This is a genomic window from Bacillus sp. FSL K6-0268 (assembly GCF_038005425.1).
GTDB lineage: Bacteria > Bacillota > Bacilli > Bacillales > Bacillaceae_G > Bacillus_A > Bacillus_A thuringiensis_S.
In genome coordinates this window covers 4,626,908-4,644,642 of sequence record NZ_JBBOTF010000001.1, presented here as the reverse complement: position 1 = coordinate 4,644,642, position 17,735 = coordinate 4,626,908, and the positions used below count along the sequence as shown (strand labels likewise).

Here is a 17,735-nt window from a genome sequence, read left to right as displayed (position 1 = left end):
GACGATTGTGCAATAAAAAAATTGCCGGAATGAATCCGGCAATTCTCTAATTACTTACGTAACTCCGCACCAAATTTCTCTTCTACCGTTGTTAATACACGGTTATGCGCTTCTGTTACTTCTTCATCTGTTAACGTACGTTCTGCATCGAAGTAAGTCATAGAGAATGCAAGTGATTTCTTGCCTTCTTCCATTTTTTCACCTTCGTATAAGTCGAATAGTGTTACGTCTTTCAAAAGTTCTCCGCCAGCTTCAGCAATGACTTGCTTCATTTCACCAGCTTTTGTTTCTTTTGTTACTACAACAGCCATGTCACGTGTCATAGATGGGAAACGCGGAATTGCTGAGTAGTAAGTTTCTTCAGCGTCTGCACCGAATATTTTTACAAGAGATAGTTCAAATACGAATGTATTTTTCACATCTAATTGTTTTTCTGCTTCTGGGTGCAATTGACCGATGAAACCAATTACTTCGCCATCTAATACGATGTCAGCTGTACGACCTGGGTGCATACCTTCACGTTTCGCTGGTGCATATGTGATTTGGTTTGAAACGCCAAGTACGTCGAATAGTCCTTCTAGTACACCTTTCACAACGAAGAAGTCTACTACTTTCTTCTCACCTTGCCATGCATGGTGAAGAGCAAGACCTGTCATAACACCTGCAAGGTGTTGTTCTTCTTTCGGAAGTTCTCCTGCTTCTGTTGGTAAGAAGATAGAACCTACTTCGTATAAAGCAACGCTGTCGTTTTTACGAGCAACATTGTATGAAACTGCTTCTAGCAATTGTGGCACTAAGCTTAAACGAAGTTGGCTACGCTCTTCACTCATTGGAAGTGCAAGGTTTACAGGTGCCTTTTCGTTTGGCTCAATCATGTATTGTTTCGCTTTGTCAGCGCTCGTTAATGAATACGTGATTGCTTCATATAAACCAGCACCCTCTAAGAAGCGACGTACTTTACGACGTTTCGTTTGTGCTGATGTTAATTTACCACGAGTCATCGTTCCAGAAGGTAATGTAACTGGAATGTGGTCATAACCGTATAGACGGCCCACTTCTTCTACTAAGTCTTCTGAAATTGTAATATCAGGACGACGTGCTGGTACATTTACATGGAATGTTCCTTCTACTTCTGTGAATGGAAATTTCAAGTTCGCGAACATTGTACCCATTTCACTCGCAGAAATATTTGTACCTAATACACGGTTTACTTTTTCAGCAGTAACAGATACTGTGCGCTCTTGTACTTGTAAGTTATCAGCTTCTACTACACCTTCAAGTGCTTCACCGCCAGCATATTTCGCCATTAAGGCAGCTGCGTGTTGAATTGCTTCAAATGTACGTGTTGGGTCGATTCCTTTTTCAAAACGTGCACTTGATTCACTACGAAGACCTAAGTCTTTTGATGTGCGGCGCACTGTTTGACCTGCAAAGTATGCAGACTCAATTAGAACGTTTACTGTCTCATTTGTAACTTCAGAATCCGCCCCACCCATTACACCAGCAACAGCTAAAGCTTTTGTTCCGTTTGTAATTACAAGATGGTGGCTTTGTAATGTACGCTCTTGATCATCTAATGTTTCAATTTTTTCGCCTTCTTTTGCAAGACGAACAACGATTTCTTTTGAACCTAATTTATCGTAATCGAATGCATGTAACGGTTGACCGTATTCCATTAAAATGTAGTTTGTAATATCAACTACGTTGCTAATTGGACGAATGCCAGCTGCCATAAGACGGGTTTGCATCCACATTGGTGATGGACCAATTTTTACGTTCTTCACCATTTTTGCAATGTATAATGGATTTTCTTCTTTCGCTTCTACACTTACAGAAATGTAATCAGAAGTTTTTTCTGCTGTTTCTTGTAAGTCGATAGCTGGAAGTTTTACTTCACGGCCGTAAATAGCAGCCACTTCATATGCAACACCTAACATGTTTAAGCAATCTGCACGGTTTGGTGTTAAACCAAGCTCAAGTACTTCATCGTGTAAGTTTAAAATTTCAAGTGCATCTGCACCAACTTCAGCGTCACTTGGGAAGATAAAGATACCATCTGCATATTCTTTTGAAACTAACTTTCCATCAATGCCAAGCTCTTGAAGAGCACAAACCATACCGTGAGAAGCTTCACCACGTAGTTTTGCTTTTTTGATTTTGAAGTTACCAGGAAGTACAGCACCAACTTTTGCAACTGGCACTTTTAAACCTTTTGCAATGTTAGCAGCTCCACAAATAATTTGAACTGGCTCTTCTTCACCGATATCGATTAAGCATTTGCTTAATTTATCAGCTTCTGGGTGTTTTTCACATTCTAATACGTGACCAACTACAACACCTTTTACACCTTTATTTAATACTTCAACGCCTTCTACTTCAATACCACTTTTCGTGATTTTGTCTGCTAGTTCTTGTGCTGTTACATCTTTAATATCTACATACTCTTGTAACCAACGATATGATACGAACATATTTATCCTCTCCTTCCCTTACGCTCGTTTGAATTGTTGTAAGAAACGTACATCATTTGTATAGAAATGACGAATGTCATCTACGCCGTATTTCAACATTGCGATACGCTCTGCGCCCATACCGAATGCGAAACCTTGATATTCTTTTGAATCATAACCAGCCATTTCAAGTACGTTCGGGTGAACCATACCTGCGCCTAGAATTTCAATCCAGCCAGTTCCTTTACAAGTGCCGCAACCTTTGCCATGACACATCATACAAGAAATATCCATCTCTACAGATGGCTCTGTGAATGGGAAGAAACTTGGACGAAGACGGATTTCACGATCTTCACCGAACATCTTTTTCACGAATACTTGCAGTGTACCTTTTAAGTCACTCATACGAATGTTTTTATCAATTACAAGGCCTTCAATTTGCATGAACTGATGTGAATGCGTCGCATCATCATCATCGCGGCGATACACTTTACCAGGACAAATAATTTTGATTGGGCCTTTTTCTTTATTATTTTCCATCGTACGTGCTTGCACAGAAGATGTATGTGTACGTAGTAACGTTTCTTCTGTAATGTAGAATGTATCTTGCATGTCACGTGCTGGGTGATCTTTCGGTAAGTTTAGTGCTTCGAAGTTGTAGTAGTCTTTTTCTACTTCTGTTCCTTCAGCTACTTCATAACCCATACCGATGAATACATCTTCAATTTGTTCAACAACAGCTGTTAACGGATGGTGACAACCTGTTTCAACAGGACGACCTGGTAATGTAACATCAATTGTTTCCGTAGCTAATTTCGCTTCAATTACTGCTTTTTCTAAGTTGCTAATTTTGTCTTCTAGACGCGTTTGAATCGCTTCACGTACTTCATTCACTAATGCTCCCATACGTGGACGCTCTTCTGCTGATAATTTTCCCATGCCGCGTAATACTTCTGTAATTGGACCTTTTTTTCCTAAATACGCTACGCGTACGTCGTTTAAGCCCTTTAGCTCTTTCGCTTCTTCAATAAGCTCTAACGCTTTTTGCTTTAGCTCTTTTAAACGTGCTTCCATTTTGGAACCCTCCTAATTTTAAAAATAAAAAAACCTCGCTCCCAAAAAGGGACGAGGTAAATTCGCGGTACCACCCTAAATTGACAGAACAAGTCTGCCCACTCATTAGTTATAACGATCAATTCTGACCGGAACGCCTTTACATATACATGGTCCTGGCGTCAACTCCAGAGGTGAATTCACTTCCGTCTACCATAAGAATGCTTTCAGTCTACGGCACTCTCTCCCTATATGGCGATTTTGTAAGCTACTCTTCTCTATCAACGTTTTTCGTTATTTAACTTTTAATATAATGTACTTCAACTTATTATAAGAAGTTTTTTATTTGTTCGCAACTGGGCTTTGTAAATAATACGTTAAAATCCCTGCTGCAACCGCAACATTTAATGATTCTGCCCCGCCGTAAATCGGAATATACAAGTTTTGATCCGTTTTTGTAAGAATTTCTTGGCGTACGCCATTTCCTTCATTTCCAACAATTAATGCAAAACTTCCGGCCGGAGTTACCTCACCATACGGAACTCCATTTTCAAGAGCTGTTCCATATACAGGAACGTTATTTTCTTTTAACTTGTCTACCCATTCTTCTAAGTTCCCTTTTACAATTGGCAAGCGGAAAATAGAACCTTGTGTAGAGCGGAGTACTTTACTATTGTAAACATCAACACAACCTTCTCCAAGCACAACGGCGTGAATACCAGCTGCATCAGCTGTACGAATAATTGTTCCTAAATTACCTGGGTCTTGCAGTTCATCCAATAAAAGGAATTTTCCATCAGTAAGAGCTACTTCTTTCTCATGCTTCTCACAAACAGCAAATACACCTTGCGTCGTTTCTGTTTCACGAAGTATTTTTACAATAGCCTCAGGCACGATATACATTTCTACATCATTAACTGTCCAATCTTTCGGAAGGTCTGTCTGATCTGAAACGATAAGTTCTGTTACAATTCCTGCCTTCAAAGCTTCTTCGACTAAGTGGAATCCTTCTACAAAAAATAAACCTTTTTTATCGCGTTCTTTTTTCGTTTGCAGCTTTTTCCACTGCTTTACACGCGGATTTTGTACTGAATCAATGTTTTTCATAATATGTAGTTCCCTCTCTTCTTGTCTTATCATTATAGCCTATTTTTCATACATATTTACATAAAAAAGAACAAAAACTAACGTCAGTTTCAATTCTGAAGAAGAGGTGAAAACAATGAGTTTTAATTTACGCGGTGCCGTATTAGCGAATGTATCTGGTAATTCACAAGATCAATTACAAGAAACAATTGTCGATGCAATTCAAAGCGGTGAAGAAAAAATGCTTCCAGGTCTTGGCGTCTTATTTGAAGTCATTTGGAAAAACGCTGATGAAAATGAAAAGCACGAAATGTTAGAAACACTAGAGCAAGGATTAAAAAAATAAGCAATTTGAAAATCACCTTCGCATAAGCTAAGGTGATTTTTTTACGAAAAAAATTTTTCTTCTCCTAAACATTTCTACTTTACTAACGAACTATGATGGAGTACAATGTTCAAAATACATTTAAACCGATCGATTTTTCTTCGTATACATCATTAGATAAAAGGAGTGAATGTTTTATGCACCGTATTACGCTTGAACAAGTTTTTAAACATCACATTACACAAAAATACGTAAACCGTTCCGGAATGGTCCACGCGATCGCTGTCGCTTACCATGCGTTTCACTTAGCTAAAAAGCACCACGCCTCAGTCGATGCTGCGACAAAAGCCGGTTTCCTTCATGATATCGGACATCATACGTGGTACACAGGCGGCGAATGGGACTATGACTTATATAAAAAGAATGATATCCATGCAATTAAAGGTGCAGAAAGAGCACATAAATTGCTTATTAGATTGGGAGAACATCCAAAACTAGCAAAAGAAATTTCTATCGCGATTCTTCTGCATACAGATTCTTTCTTAGTGGAACAAGAAATTGAAAGAACATCTCTTCAAAGCATTATTAAATGGGCAGACGAAGCAGATGAAGAACCAGGCGGAGCTCATCATTATAGAACGATTTCTTATGAAAAAGCACCTAAAGCTATTCAGCAATTAGATCGATTGGTAGAGCGTGAATTGCAAATAGAGCAAGCAAAATTGAATAACAAGGCAAAACATAGTTATCAATGAGAAAGAGGCATCACTACAGGGTGATACCTCTTTTATTATTTTACGAAAAATACACCTTTGTATGTAATATTTAAATGTTACATTCAGAAACAAATTAATCTATAATTTAATATACAAATATAAAGAGGTGATTTCACAGATGCAATCCGCTACACAACTTTCTGATGAACAGAAACACTCTATGTCATGGGGACAATTTATTAGCTCCGTTTTATTCGCTTTTTTCGGAACTGGACTCATTACCTTGTTCCTAGCAATAATGCCCTTAACAATTTATACGGCTAGTCTTACAAATAAAAAGCAAATTGCCCTGTATGAATCTATTGCAAACACCGCAAGTATAGGGTTACAACTAGCCATGTTGTTATTCTTTATTTTTAAATTCAAACCTGCGAAAAGATTATTACTGAACTCTTTTAACTTTAAAGCACTGAAAGAATGGCGCACATACGTATATTTACTTCTTTTCTTCGCTATAAACATCATAATCAACTACTTCTTATTAAATTATGTGTTCCAAGACGCAACAAAGCAACAATCTTCCGCACTAAACTTAGACGTTTTTAAGCAATATCAAATACTATTACTTCTCGGATTTGCAATACTCACACCAATTTTTGAAGAACTTATTTTCCGTGGTTTTATACTTCATTTCTTCTCTGAGCGCTTTCCATTTTGGATTGCAGCAGTCTTAACAAGTTTCTTCTTTGGTATCGCTCATACATACTCACTTGGAGTAATGGTAATTACTTTCTTCATGGGATTATTAATGGCTATTTTATGTAAGAAAACAAAATCCATTCTTCCAGCTATGTTATTTCATATTATAAATAATACGTTGGCATTCTTCAGTTAAAAAGAGGTATCATCACGATACCTCTTTTTACTCTTTTATCACAACTTCAAACTCTTCTTCAATTAGCACTTTTGGATAATCCGTATCATTACTACCCATTTCTATCAATTTATACATATTTATTAATAATATCCAAAATGAACCTGATGTAGTAAAATATAACTCATTACATAAAAGGAGATTATATATGTTTAGCTTCCTTTGGATTGTTTATATGCCACTTCTTGTCTTATGCGGATTTTTCGGTGGTATTTTTTTAATTATTACTAGTATTAAACATCGGAAATTATTTGTTGGTTTAATGGGGGTACTTAGCTTTTCCTTTGTAACGCTACCTTTTGTTTTTTGGAGCATGGGGGTGAATAGCGAGACAATCCTCCCTATTTCAACTACTTTATACTGGATATTGTTTTCTTTAACTGGATTATTAGCAGGGGTAAGGGGATTACAAATGAAAATTAAAAGTATACGCAACATGGGATTCATTATTTTTATTGCGGGACTATTAGGAGTTATTTTCTGGGAACTCATGTCTGCAGGTGATTCATTCTATATCTAATTGCATCTTTTTATAAGAAAACAAAAAAGCAGGAAATTTAATTCCCTGCTTTTCTATTTGGTTTATTGCCTGATTGTAAGAAGAACGATAACACCCAAGCAATACCTGCTAGTATCGTTGCAATTAAGAAGGCATCGTTAATACCGTTAATTGCAGATAGCTTTGAAATTTGTCCATATAATAGTTGTGTGCTCATCGCATCTCCTGCTTGAGCTGATCCGGCAATCGCTGCTAAACTTTGCCCCATACCGTGTACTTTATCAACTAAAATTGGGTTTGATGTTGTTAACATGTTGCCGTAATCTGCTACGTGAGCAGTTGTTTGTTGCGTCATAAGTGTGATTAAAATCGCTGTTCCGATTGAACCAGCTACTTGTCTTGACGTATTTTGCGTTGCTGTACCGTGAGAAATTAATTTCATCGGCAGTGCGTTCATACCAGCTGTCATAATTGGCATCATAATGAATGACATACCAATTGAACGTATAATATAATCCGTCATAATAACGCTATACGGTGTATCCATCGATAATTTTGTAAATTCATATGTCGCATACGTCGTAATTGCCAATCCAATTATCGCTAATGGACGAATGCCATATTTATCGAATAATTTACCCGCTACTGGTCCCATGATCCCCATAATTAATGATCCTGGAAGAAGTAGTAAACCAGATTCAATTGGCGTAAAGCCACGAATGTTTTGCAGATATACTGGAAGCAATAACATACCCCCGAATAATGCCATCGTAACGATTGCGTTAATTACTAAAGTAAAAGTAAATACTGGATATTTAAATACTTGTAAATCAAGCATTTTATTGTCCGTTGTTAACTCTCTCCAAATAAATAACGCTAAACCAATTACACCGATAACAAGTGAAATAATGACTTCTGCACTAGTCCAACTATTATTTCCAGCTTCACTAAATCCGTACAATAAGCTTCCTAGTCCAATACTTGAACTAACAACACCGAATATATCTAATTTCGTTTTAGACACTGGCTGAGCTAGTGTAAAGAATTTTAAAGATAGGAACGTAATAATTAAACCGATAATAAACATCGCATAGAACATTAAGTTCCAGCTATAGTTTTCAATCACCCAACCTGTTACAGTTGGTCCGATAGCTGGTGCTAAAATCATTGCAACACCTAGTAATCCCATCGCCGCTCCGCGCTTATGAGGCGGGAACAATGTCATAAAGATATTCATACCAACCGGCATTAAAATACCCGCACCAACTGCTTGAATTACGCGGCCTGTCATCATCATTGTAAAGTTTCCTGAAGTAGCGCAAATGATAGATCCTACTGTGAAGAATAACATTGCCGCTACAAATAATTTACGATACGTAAATCGTGAAACTAAAAAGGCACTAATCGGCACTAAAATACCATTTACAAGCATAAACCCTGTAATTAACCATTGCGCCGTTGAAGTTGATACGTTAAATTCATTCATTAACGGAGGCAATGCAACGTTAATGATTGTTTGGTTCAAAATAGAAACGAACATGCCGAGAATTAATACTGTTACAACTGCTTTTACATTTACATCCTCTATAGGCATAGACGTTTGTTTTTTCGGCATTTCTTTTTCTTGTTTTACTTCTTCTTGCTTGCCTGTTTCTAATTCAACTACATTAGAAATTTCGGCTTCTTGCTTTTGTTCACTTTCTTTCTCTACTGCTTCTAGCTTACTTACTTCTATTTTACTTACGGCTGGGACTTGTTCTTCTCCCACGTTCGTTTTTTTCTTTCGTAAAAGACGATTTACAAGGAAGAAGACGATTATACAAAATAGTGCATATCCTACAATTGCAATTGAGGACATCTCATCTCCCCCTTACTTATGAATACGAACTGACACATTCATTCCAGGAACAATATTTACTGATTTGCTATGATCTAATGAAATTTTAACTGGCACTACTTGTGTTACTTTCGTATAGTTCGCTGTTGAATTACTTGATGGTAACATCGAGAATGTATTTGCTGTTGTTAAACCAACTTGTTCTACTTTCCCAGTTAACGTTGTATCTGGGTATGCATCTACATACACGTCTACGTCTTGACCTTTCTGAACATCATCAACATCTGTTTCTTCAATGTTTGCTGTTACCCATAAATTGTTCATATCAAATGCGTAAGCAATCGGGCTACCTGCTCCAACGAAAGCATTTGTTGTTGCGTTTGATTGTACAACCGTTGCATTTTGTGGAATTGTTACATCTACTGTTTGTTCTCCATTAGCTGCTGCTACAGTAACAGCTCCTAATTTATCGTTCTCATTGTAATTTTTTCCAACTTCAGCTTTCCAGTCAGTTAGTTTCCCTGCTACTGGTGAAGCAACCGGAATTACCTTTCCATCGATCTTTGCATTGTCTGTTTTTAAGTAATTTTCCGTTTGGTTGTAATAGTAATAACCGCCAATACCGCCGCCAACTAGTACAATTAATGTGATAATGTTGATAATTACCATTCTTCGAAACTGATTCATTGCATTCCTCTCCTTATATCGCATATAATTTTTTTCTAAACTATTTATGTCCTTATTGTTTAGATTGTTTAATTGTTAATTATATTAACCTTTTAACGAAAAAATCACACCATCTGCAGCGTAAATCGAAACTTATCTACCTGCGAGCGGTGCTGATTTCTGAAGGACTATCGTTTATAATTATAAATAATTATTTTGAATCTACAACCGACAATTTACGTATGAAATGTTGCTTAAACAACAATATAATACCAATATGTTGTTTAAGTATAGAAAATTAAACGAGGAGAAGTAAAATGTCTATTAAAAATACAAATGATCCACGTGTAAAGCGAACGAGACAACTCATTCAGGATGCTTTTGTCGCTTTAGTAGGCGAAAAAGGCTTTGAAAATGTAACTGTGCAACATATCGCAGAACGTGCTCCTGTAAATCGCGCTACATTTTATAGCCATTACCATGATAAATATGACCTATTAGACAAAAGTATTGAAGAAATGTTAGAGAAGCTAGCAGAAGTAATTAAACCGAAAAATAGAAATAAAGAAGATTTTCAACTTACATTCGATTCACCTCATCCTACATTTTTGGCTTTATTCGAACATATCGCAGAAAATGTAAACTTTTATAACGTTATGCTTGGGGATAAAGCTGCCGGAAACTACTCTTATAAAATGATGAAAACGATACAAGTGCATTTAACATTAAGCTTGTCTATTTCCCAACCAGATGACGAAGATCTTATGGTTCCTCGTGATATTTTGATTAGTTATGTGACAGGGGCTCACATCGGAATGATTATGTCATGGTTAAAAAGAGGAATGATATATACCCCGCATTTTATGGCGATGCAATTAACTCGTTTAATTATTTTAGGCGCTCATACTGCAGCAGGATTAGAACGACCTTTTTAAAACATAAAAAAGCGAAGGAAAATCTCCTTCGCTTTTTCTATTAATTAAATGTAATGTTATGTACAGCATCCTTATCAAGACGTTTAATAACTTCTACAATTAACTTTACTGCATTTTCATAATCATCACGGTGTAACATTGCTGCATGAGAATGAATATAGCGCGTTGCAATTGTAATTGCCATAGAAGGAATACCGTTTACAGCAATATGAATCGCACCCGCATCAGTTCCCCCGCCCGCTACTGAATCATATTGGTATGGGATTTGTAATTCGTCAGCAACATCAACTACGAAATCACGTAAACCTGTATGTCCAATAACAGAAGCATCATACAAAATGATTTGTGGTCCATCGCCCATTTTACTTTGCGCTTCTTTTGACGTTACACCCGGTGTATCTCCAGCGATACCAACATCTACTGCGAACGCGATATCTGGTTTAATATAATTCGCAGATGTTTTTGCACCACGAAGACCAACTTCTTCTTGTACAGTTCCAACGCCGTATACAACGTTTGGATGCTTTTCATCTTTTAATTGTTTTAATACGTCAATTGCAATCGCACAACCGATTCGGTTATCCCATGCTTTTGCAAGTAACATTTTTTCATTCTTCATCACTTGGAATTCAAAGTAAGGTACAACTTGATCTCCTGGTCGTACGCCCCACTCCATTGCTTCTTCTTGGCTAGAAGCACCGATATCGATGAACATGTCTTTAATTTCAACTGGCTTTTTACGTGCTTCTGGAGGTAAGATGTGCGGTGGTTTTGAACCAATTACACCTGTTACATCTCCTTTACGCGTTACAATCGTCACGCGCTGTGCAAGCATAACTTGTGACCACCAGCCACCCACCGTTTGGAAGCGTAGGAAACCTTTGTCATCAATTTGCGTAATCATAAAGCCAACTTCATCTAAATGACCTGCAACCATAATTTTCGGGCCGTTTTCTTCCCCTACTTTTTTCGCAACTAAACTTCCTAAATTATCAGTAGAAAGCTCGTCTGCAAATGGCTCGATATATTTCTTCATTACTTCGCGTGGTTCACGCTCGTTACCGGCAATACCACGTGCATCTGTTAATTCTTTTAGCATTGTCAATGTCGCGTCTAATTTTGTCATTGCCAACACCCTCCTTTTTCTTCAGTCAATTCATTATACAATAATTAAATTGAAATATTCAAAAATTAAATTAGTATCCTTGTGTTTGACGCTGATGATTTACTTCATTTTTATCTAAATACGCTTTTTCAATCTCTTCTTGCTCAAATTCAAGCGCTTGTCCAAGTCGAAGATAGCTCGTAAATAATTCAATATAGTTTGTAATAGATGGTTGATCTGTAAAACGAATTACTTTCGCGTATGTGTCTAAGAAAATTTCCACTTGTGTTTTATTCGTTTGTGCACATTTATAGAATAGGAAGTTTTTATCAATCCCTAAATCAATTCCGATTGATAAAATAAAATGCAAACCATCTACGTATTCTTCTAATATTACTCCACGTTCCGAAGCTGGTTTGTTGCTCCAATATTTAAAACAACGTGTTTCATTTGCAAGTTCTCCAATTTCTACAAGAAGAGCTAACATTTTTTCTTTTAACAATTTTTTCGGTTGTAAGTCATGTTCTTTTGCAATACGGTCATCTAATTCTTTTTGTAATTTAAATAGTTGTAGTAAGTCCATTCTATTGTCCTCCTCCAACATCGCATTTTACGCAACAATGTTGTTTCATCTCAAAGTTCATTATTATGTTTCAGTTCTTATGAATAAGTCAGCTATCTACCTCTTTATAAAATAGCTTGTCCTTAATTTACAAATACGTTTCAGTCATCGCTCTTAAATTGTTCATCTGATGAAAGTTCCATATCATCTTTCCATTATAGCAGTGTCGTTTCGGCTAGGAAAGATACTCTTCTTTCCAAAAGAGCAGAATTAAAAAAAGCCAGGAGGATTCTCCTGACTTCACATATATATTCTTCTATACCGCTATAGTTTTTATATTAATTTTGTCATATCGATAACAGCACATCCGTTAATCTTTAGAACTTCAAACTTCTCTCTGAATACAAACAAAAAACCTTAGAAGAAAATTCTTCTAAGGTTTCAACTAATTAATTAGTTAATGTTGTTTTTTGCAACTGTTGCTAATTCAGCGAAAGCTTTTTCGTCATGAACAGCTAAGTCAGCAAGCATCTTGCGGTTAACTTCGATGCCAGCATTTTTAAGACCGTGCATTAAGCGGCTGTAAGAAAGACCATTCATACGAGCTGCTGCGTTGATACGTGTAATCCATAATTTACGGAAGTCACGTTTCTTTTGACGGCGGTCACGGAATGCATACATTAGAGATTTCATAACCTGTTGGTTAGCAACCTTGAATAATGTATTTTTTGAACCGTAGTAACCTTTTGCTAATTTTATAACTTTTTTACGACGTTGACGAGTAACTGTACCACCTTTTACTCTTGGCATAATATTACCTCCTAATTGTTCTATATATCAGCCGAACTTATTTTAAGTTGTCAAGCATTTGACGAATGCGTTTGAAGTCACCAGCGCTTACTACACCAGCTTTACGTAGTTTACGTTTAGCTTTTGTAGATTTGTTAGCGAATAAATGGCTTGTGTAAGCGTGAGAACGTTTCAGTTTACCTGATCCAGTCTTTTTGAAACGCTTTGCAGCGCCGCGATGAGTTTTTTGTTTAGGCATAGGTATTTCCTCCTCTATCTATTACTTATCGTTTTTCGGTGCTAAAACTAAGAACATACTGCGTCCTTCCATTTTAGGCTTAGATTCAACTGTACTAACTTCAGCACAAGCTTCTGAGAAGCGATCTAAAACACGTTGACCGATTTCTTTATGAGTAATGGCACGTCCTTTAAAGCGAATTGACGCTTTAACCTTGTCGCCTTTCTCTAAAAACTTGATAGCATTACGAAGTTTTGTGTTAAAGTCGTGTTCATCAATTGTTGGACTTAAACGAACTTCTTTCATGCTAATTACTTTTTGATTTTTGCGCTGCTCTTTTTCTTTCTTCTGTTGCTCAAAGCGGAATTTACCGTAGTCCATAATGCGGCATACTGGCGGTTTCGCATTTGGAGCAACTAATACTAAATCAAGATTAAGATTTGCAGCTAAGTCTAAAGCGTCATTACGAGACTTGATTCCAAGTTGATCGCCATTTGCGCCAACTAAACGTACTTCACGTGCACGAATTTGCTCGTTAATCATCATATCCTTGCTAATAGTAAGCCACCTCCAAGGTTTTCTCAGAACATATTTTGTAGTCATAGAACCCGACAAAAAAAGTGCGGGCATACGACACCCACACTTGTAAAATCTTAAGTAAGAAATACATTTACCTGCTAACTGCGAATGCGTCCATCAGGTGAGAAGCGGGTGCTTCTACTTGTTCCACAAAACAATATTCTATTATCCTTGATGAGTTTATCATAGGACATGACGTCTGTCAAGAAGACGCGATGTGTTTTACTAACAACAAGAAATATTGTAACAAACAACTAACATACTTGCAATACTTTTTTACGATAAGTGTTACATGGGTATTTTTTCTAATTCCCCTCAAGTATATTACATAAAAAAGCCGCGGTATACCGCGGCTTTTTCTTATCGTTTTCCTTCTACTTTAATCATGTCAACAAAAGCATCTAATGCGATTGTTTCTGATTTTTGTTCACCATATTTACGTACGTTTACGCCGTTTTCAGTTACTTCATTGTCACCTACTACAAGCATGTACGGAATTTTTTGCATTTGTGCTTCACGGATTTTGTAACCAATCTTCTCTTCACGAGTGTCTAATTCAACACGGATACCAGCACGACGCAATTCGTCTTGTACTTTCTTCGCATAGTCTAAATGTACTTGCGGAGAAACTGGAATTACTTGTACTTGAACTGGAGCTAACCAAGTTGGGAATGCACCTTTGTATTCTTCAATTAAGAAGGCTACGAAGCGTTCCATAGTTGATACAACACCACGGTGAATTACAACTGGACGATGTTGCTTACCGTCTTCACCAACATAAGTTAATTCAAAGCGTTCTGGAAGTAAGAAGTCTAATTGTACAGTTGAAAGTGTTTCGTCTTTTCCAAGAGCAGTACGAACTTGAACATCCAGTTTTGGACCGTAGAATGCCGCTTCACCTTCAGCTTCATAGTAATCAAGACCCATTTCATCCATAGCTTCTTTTAACATACCTTGTGCTTTTTCCCACATCTCATCATCCGCATAATACTTTTTAGTATCTGCTGGGTCGCGATAAGATAGACGGAATGAGTAGTTCTCTAAACCGAAATCTTTGTACACTTCTAGAGTTAAGTTTACAACACGTTTTAACTCTTCTTTAATTTGATCTGGACGAACGAAAATGTGCGCATCGTTTAAAGTCATTCCGCGTACACGTTGTAATCCAGATAACGCACCTGACATTTCATAACGATGCATTGTTCCAAGTTCCGCAATACGGATTGGTAATTCACGGTAGCTGTGAATATCATTTTTATAAACCATCATATGGTGAGGACAGTTCATTGGACGAAGAACTAATTCTTCATTATCCATTTCCATTGATGGGAACATGCCATCACGGTAGTGGTTCCAGTGACCAGAAGTTTCATATAACTCTCTGCTTCCTAATACTGGAGTGTATACGTGATCATAACCTAAGCTTGCTTCTTTATCAACGATGTAACGCTCGATAATACGACGAATTGTTGCACCTTTTGGTAACCAAAGTGGTAAACCTTGTCCTACTTTTTGGCTATTAGTAAATAGTTTTAATTCTTTACCTAATTTACGGTGATCGCGCTCTTTCGCTTCTTCAAGCATACGTAAGTGCTCATCTAGTTCTGCTTTCTTAACGAATGCAGTACCGTAAATACGTTGTAACATTTTATTATTGCTATCGCCGCGCCAGTAAGCACCTGCAACGCTTAATAATTTAAACACTTTAATTTTCCCTGTAGATGGAAGGTGAACACCACGGCAAAGGTCGAAGAATTCGCCTTGCTCATAGATTGAAATAACTGCATCTTCTGGAAGGTCGTTAATTAAATCTAATTTTAACTCATCGCCAATTTCTTCAAAGCGACGAAGTGCTTCTGCACGTGGTACTTCATGACGAACGATTTCTAAGTTCTCGTTCACGATTTTTTGCATTTCTTTTTCGATTTTCTTGAAGTCTTCAACTGTAATTGCTTCTTCCATATCGATATCGTAATAGAAGCCATTTTCAATTACTGGGCCAATGCCAAGCTCAAGCTTAACATCTTTATATAAACGTTTTAACGCTTGGGCTAAAAGGTGGGCTGTTGAATGGCGTAAAATATATAAGCCATCTTCAGAATCTAATGTAATAATAGAAACTGCACCATCTTCTTCGATTGGTGTAACAAGATCGATCATCTCATCGTTTAATTTTCCAGCTACAGCTTTTTTCTTTAAGCCTGGGCTAATAGAAGCTGCGATTTCTTCAGTTGTTACGCCTTTTGGAAACTCCTTCACAGCTCCATCAGGGAAAGTAATTTTAACTACATCTGCCATCACTGGTCACTCCTCTTTTTCTCAAAATAAAAAACACTCATCCCATAAAAAGGGACGAGTGTTGAATTCGTGGTTCCACCCTTGTTCCAATTAACATGATCGTTAATTGCTCAAGTTCAACATAACGGTGTTGTCCGTTAGCAATTACTAAAAGAATCGTTCACTGCTAAAGTTTAGAGGTGGTAAGTAATAATCCCGTACTAGGAAGCTCACACCCTAAGGCTTCCCTCTCTGAAAATCGTAGAAAACTACTCATGTCCTCATCATGACATTTCGATATATTTCATTTATGTAGGTAATTATATGCTCAAAAACTTAGAAAATCAAGGGCGTTACCTTTATTTTTTAAATTTTTCACATTGCGCTCAAAATCATGTAATCCATGTAATTGGACCCGTTCTTGAAACACATTTCGCAAAGTAATAATCATATTATGGTCTTGTTCCTTCGTATATAAATAAATCTTTTTTGGCGAAATAGAAAGAAGCGGCGCAATTACTTTTGTATCAATATATACATCATTTTGCTTTAATAATTCTTCATCTATATATTGGACCAACTTCTCCTGTTTTAAACGTCTACCTTTATCATCATAAAAGATAAAGCTTTCATCAAAAATAAGATGCACACAGGACAAGCGTGATTTACGGCTACTCACTTGTTGCCGAAGCGTTTCAATGAACATTTGGTATTCTTGCTCCATCTTATACTCATCAATTGCCACTTCCGCAAGTTTAGCCACCATTTCCCTATATGTACGAAGACGAAAACGGATATATGATGAAAACGAGAATGAGAGCGGATCACAAAGCCAATTATTTAAAGAAGACTTAATATATGACTCAAATGCGTTACGAGTTAAATCCTGAGCTACACCTTTTCTTCTTCCCTTTAAAATCTCATGTGCCATGTGCAATATTTGATGACACTCTTCTTGTTCTTCATAAAAAAACTTTTCTTTTAAGATCGTATAAATCCACTCATTTTGTTTCACATTCACAATGAAATACACCATTACTGGCAATAAGATCTTTTCAATATAATTCGATTCATGTACTGGTATGTGAATCACCACTTTTTGCTCCTGTAAATACACACTCGTTTCCTTATATAACACTTCCGCTCTTTTCAGCAATTGTCTATATACGTGCATAGCATCATTTTTTTCTTCGAAGCAAATTTCAATCACTTTTGTCCCCCCTTTTATCCCTGCTCTAAAGGACTGTATCTATACGTTACAAATCCTATAAGAGTCCTTTCCGCGTGAAGTTCACTCTTAGTAGAATTACATTTCCTATCGTTAGAAAATCCACTCAATCTGGCTTGCTAATTTTATATATATTAAGGGAGGGAGAGAAAAATGATACAAGCTACTATGAATTTTTTATTGTATACTTTATTTATCACTAAAAGGGGGTATGTGAATGTTCGAATATAAATTCGTAAAAGTCGAATTCCATTGGGGGCTCACTCGCTCAAAACTAGCTGAAGACTACCAAGAAATTATTCAAGAACATGCTAGAGATGACTGGAGGTTCGTACAGATTGTCGCCCCTACGATTGGCAGTTTTGGACAACCTGAATATTTCGACCTCATATTTGAAAAGAAAATATCACTATAATACAAAAGAGCAAGCTTCTCATGAAGTGACCCCTAAAAGTT

18 protein-coding genes and 3 other annotated features are annotated in these 17,735 nt (G+C 36.9%); of the genes, 6 read left to right on the top strand and 12 right to left on the bottom strand.

From position 1 onward, the window contains the following. Positions 1–50: 50 nt before the first annotated feature. From pheT to MHI28_RS24205, 3 genes are all read right to left on the bottom strand, one after another. Positions 51–2,471, bottom strand: coding sequence for a phenylalanine--tRNA ligase subunit beta (gene pheT, locus MHI28_RS24215; protein ID WP_000498180.1), 2,421 nt, complete (start codon positions 2,469–2,471; stop codon positions 51–53). A gap of 18 nt (positions 2,472–2,489) precedes the next feature. Next, positions 2,490–3,524 (bottom strand): phenylalanine--tRNA ligase subunit alpha, encoded by a 1,035-nt coding sequence (gene pheS, locus MHI28_RS24210; RefSeq protein ID WP_000388222.1) that lies wholly within the window; start codon positions 3,522–3,524, stop codon positions 2,490–2,492. A 44-nt stretch (positions 3,525–3,568) separates the two neighbouring features. Further along, positions 3,569–3,797 (bottom strand) — a binding site (T-box leader). Positions 3,798–3,845: 48 nt separating this feature from the next. Further along, positions 3,846–4,643 (bottom strand): TrmH family RNA methyltransferase, encoded by a 798-nt coding sequence (locus MHI28_RS24205; RefSeq protein ID WP_002162478.1) that lies wholly within the window; start codon positions 4,641–4,643, stop codon positions 3,846–3,848. Between the two features lie 82 nt (positions 4,644–4,725). On the opposite strand from MHI28_RS24205, the gene sspI reads away from it, so the two are divergent. The 4 genes from sspI (at position 4,726) to MHI28_RS24185 (ending at position 7,084) form a co-directional block, all read left to right on the top strand. Then, complete coding sequence (gene sspI, locus MHI28_RS24200) at positions 4,726–4,935, top strand: small acid-soluble spore protein SspI (protein ID WP_000009509.1); 210 nt, start codon at positions 4,726–4,728, stop codon at positions 4,933–4,935. A 176-nt stretch (positions 4,936–5,111) separates the two neighbouring features. Beyond that, positions 5,112–5,669 carry an HD domain-containing protein gene (locus MHI28_RS24195; protein WP_340828317.1) on the top strand — a complete coding sequence of 186 codons (558 nt, stop codon included), beginning with the start codon at positions 5,112–5,114 and terminating at the stop codon, positions 5,667–5,669. A gap of 139 nt (positions 5,670–5,808) precedes the next feature. Next, positions 5,809–6,525: a CPBP family intramembrane glutamic endopeptidase gene (locus MHI28_RS24190; protein ID WP_001190242.1), complete on the top strand. Its 717-nt coding sequence runs from the start codon at positions 5,809–5,811 to the stop codon at positions 6,523–6,525. 187 nt (positions 6,526–6,712) lie between these two features. Then, complete coding sequence (locus tag MHI28_RS24185) at positions 6,713–7,084, top strand: hypothetical protein (RefSeq protein ID WP_000490825.1); 372 nt, start codon at positions 6,713–6,715, stop codon at positions 7,082–7,084. 37 nt (positions 7,085–7,121) lie between these two features. Here the strand turns inward: MHI28_RS24185 and MHI28_RS24180 are convergent, their stop codons facing one another. Beyond that, positions 7,122–8,921, bottom strand: a complete 1,800-nt coding sequence (locus tag MHI28_RS24180) for a DHA2 family efflux MFS transporter permease subunit (protein WP_000094778.1) — start codon at positions 8,919–8,921, stop codon at positions 7,122–7,124. A gap of 12 nt (positions 8,922–8,933) precedes the next feature. After that, positions 8,934–9,587: an HlyD family secretion protein gene (locus MHI28_RS24175; protein ID WP_001071417.1), complete on the bottom strand. Its 654-nt coding sequence runs from the start codon at positions 9,585–9,587 to the stop codon at positions 8,934–8,936. 296 nt (positions 9,588–9,883) lie between these two features. Here MHI28_RS24175 and MHI28_RS24170 point away from each other — a divergent pair, with 296 nt between their 5' ends. After that, the gene (locus MHI28_RS24170) at positions 9,884–10,501 is read left to right on the top strand and encodes a TetR/AcrR family transcriptional regulator (protein WP_000023661.1); all 618 of its coding nucleotides are present in this window, start codon (positions 9,884–9,886) and stop codon (positions 10,499–10,501) included. Between the two features lie 40 nt (positions 10,502–10,541). Here MHI28_RS24170 and MHI28_RS24165 read toward each other — a convergent pair whose 3' ends face one another. From MHI28_RS24165 to ytxC, 7 genes are all read right to left on the bottom strand, one after another. Beyond that, on the bottom strand, positions 10,542–11,627 hold the full coding sequence (locus MHI28_RS24165) for a M42 family metallopeptidase (protein WP_000163554.1): 1,086 nt from the start codon (positions 11,625–11,627) through the stop codon (positions 10,542–10,544). A 70-nt stretch (positions 11,628–11,697) separates the two neighbouring features. After that, on the bottom strand, positions 11,698–12,189 hold the full coding sequence (locus MHI28_RS24160; protein ID WP_000365052.1) for a dUTP diphosphatase: 492 nt from the start codon (positions 12,187–12,189) through the stop codon (positions 11,698–11,700). Positions 12,190–12,621: 432 nt separating this feature from the next. Beyond that, positions 12,622–12,978: a 50S ribosomal protein L20 gene (rplT, locus tag MHI28_RS24155; RefSeq protein ID WP_001138362.1), complete on the bottom strand. Its 357-nt coding sequence runs from the start codon at positions 12,976–12,978 to the stop codon at positions 12,622–12,624. 37 nt (positions 12,979–13,015) lie between these two features. Continuing rightward, positions 13,016–13,216 carry a 50S ribosomal protein L35 gene (gene rpmI, locus MHI28_RS24150; RefSeq protein WP_001125945.1) on the bottom strand — a complete coding sequence of 67 codons (201 nt, stop codon included), beginning with the start codon at positions 13,214–13,216 and terminating at the stop codon, positions 13,016–13,018. A 21-nt stretch (positions 13,217–13,237) separates the two neighbouring features. Next, complete coding sequence (gene infC / locus MHI28_RS24145; protein ID WP_000973215.1) at positions 13,238–13,741, bottom strand: translation initiation factor IF-3; 504 nt, start codon at positions 13,739–13,741, stop codon at positions 13,238–13,240. A 62-nt stretch (positions 13,742–13,803) separates the two neighbouring features. After that, positions 13,804–13,924, bottom strand: a sequence feature (ribosomal protein L20 leader region). Positions 13,925–14,134: 210 nt separating this feature from the next. Further along, positions 14,135–16,072: a threonine--tRNA ligase gene (gene thrS / locus MHI28_RS24140; RefSeq protein WP_000786077.1), complete on the bottom strand. Its 1,938-nt coding sequence runs from the start codon at positions 16,070–16,072 to the stop codon at positions 14,135–14,137. A gap of 47 nt (positions 16,073–16,119) precedes the next feature. After that, positions 16,120–16,348, bottom strand: a binding site (T-box leader). Positions 16,349–16,379: 31 nt separating this feature from the next. After that, positions 16,380–17,261: a putative sporulation protein YtxC gene (gene ytxC / locus MHI28_RS24135; RefSeq protein WP_000569624.1), complete on the bottom strand. Its 882-nt coding sequence runs from the start codon at positions 17,259–17,261 to the stop codon at positions 16,380–16,382. A 235-nt stretch (positions 17,262–17,496) separates the two neighbouring features. Between ytxC and MHI28_RS24130 the strand changes: the two genes are divergently transcribed. After that, a complete protein-coding gene (locus MHI28_RS24130; RefSeq protein ID WP_340828316.1) occupies positions 17,497–17,694 on the top strand; it encodes a DUF4177 domain-containing protein in 198 nt (65 codons plus the stop codon). The last annotated feature ends 41 nt before the right edge of the window (positions 17,695–17,735 follow it).

Coding starts and splice junctions, on each gene's coding strand:
- pheT (WP_000498180.1), bottom strand. CDS start 2,471: ATGTTCGTATCATATCGTTGGTTACAAGAGTATGTAGATATTAAAGAT.
- pheS (WP_000388222.1), bottom strand. CDS start 3,524: ATGGAAGCACGTTTAAAAGAGCTAAAGCAAAAAGCGTTAGAGCTTATT.
- MHI28_RS24205 (WP_002162478.1), bottom strand. CDS start 4,643: ATGATAAGACAAGAAGAGAGGGAACTACATATTATGAAAAACATTGAT.
- sspI (WP_000009509.1), top strand. CDS start 4,726: ATGAGTTTTAATTTACGCGGTGCCGTATTAGCGAATGTATCTGGTAAT.
- MHI28_RS24195 (WP_340828317.1), top strand. CDS start 5,112: ATGCACCGTATTACGCTTGAACAAGTTTTTAAACATCACATTACACAA.
- MHI28_RS24190 (WP_001190242.1), top strand. CDS start 5,809: ATGCAATCCGCTACACAACTTTCTGATGAACAGAAACACTCTATGTCA.
- MHI28_RS24185 (WP_000490825.1), top strand. CDS start 6,713: ATGTTTAGCTTCCTTTGGATTGTTTATATGCCACTTCTTGTCTTATGC.
- MHI28_RS24180 (WP_000094778.1), bottom strand. CDS start 8,921: ATGTCCTCAATTGCAATTGTAGGATATGCACTATTTTGTATAATCGTC.
- MHI28_RS24175 (WP_001071417.1), bottom strand. CDS start 9,587: ATGAATCAGTTTCGAAGAATGGTAATTATCAACATTATCACATTAATT.
- MHI28_RS24170 (WP_000023661.1), top strand. CDS start 9,884: ATGTCTATTAAAAATACAAATGATCCACGTGTAAAGCGAACGAGACAA.
- MHI28_RS24165 (WP_000163554.1), bottom strand. CDS start 11,627: ATGACAAAATTAGACGCGACATTGACAATGCTAAAAGAATTAACAGAT.
- MHI28_RS24160 (WP_000365052.1), bottom strand. CDS start 12,189: ATGGACTTACTACAACTATTTAAATTACAAAAAGAATTAGATGACCGT.
- rplT (WP_001138362.1), bottom strand. CDS start 12,978: ATGCCAAGAGTAAAAGGTGGTACAGTTACTCGTCAACGTCGTAAAAAA.
- rpmI (WP_001125945.1), bottom strand. CDS start 13,216: ATGCCTAAACAAAAAACTCATCGCGGCGCTGCAAAGCGTTTCAAAAAG.
- infC (WP_000973215.1), bottom strand. CDS start 13,741: ATGATGATTAACGAGCAAATTCGTGCACGTGAAGTACGTTTAGTTGGC.
- thrS (WP_000786077.1), bottom strand. CDS start 16,072: ATGGCAGATGTAGTTAAAATTACTTTCCCTGATGGAGCTGTGAAGGAG.
- MHI28_RS24130 (WP_340828316.1), top strand. CDS start 17,497: ATGTTCGAATATAAATTCGTAAAAGTCGAATTCCATTGGGGGCTCACT.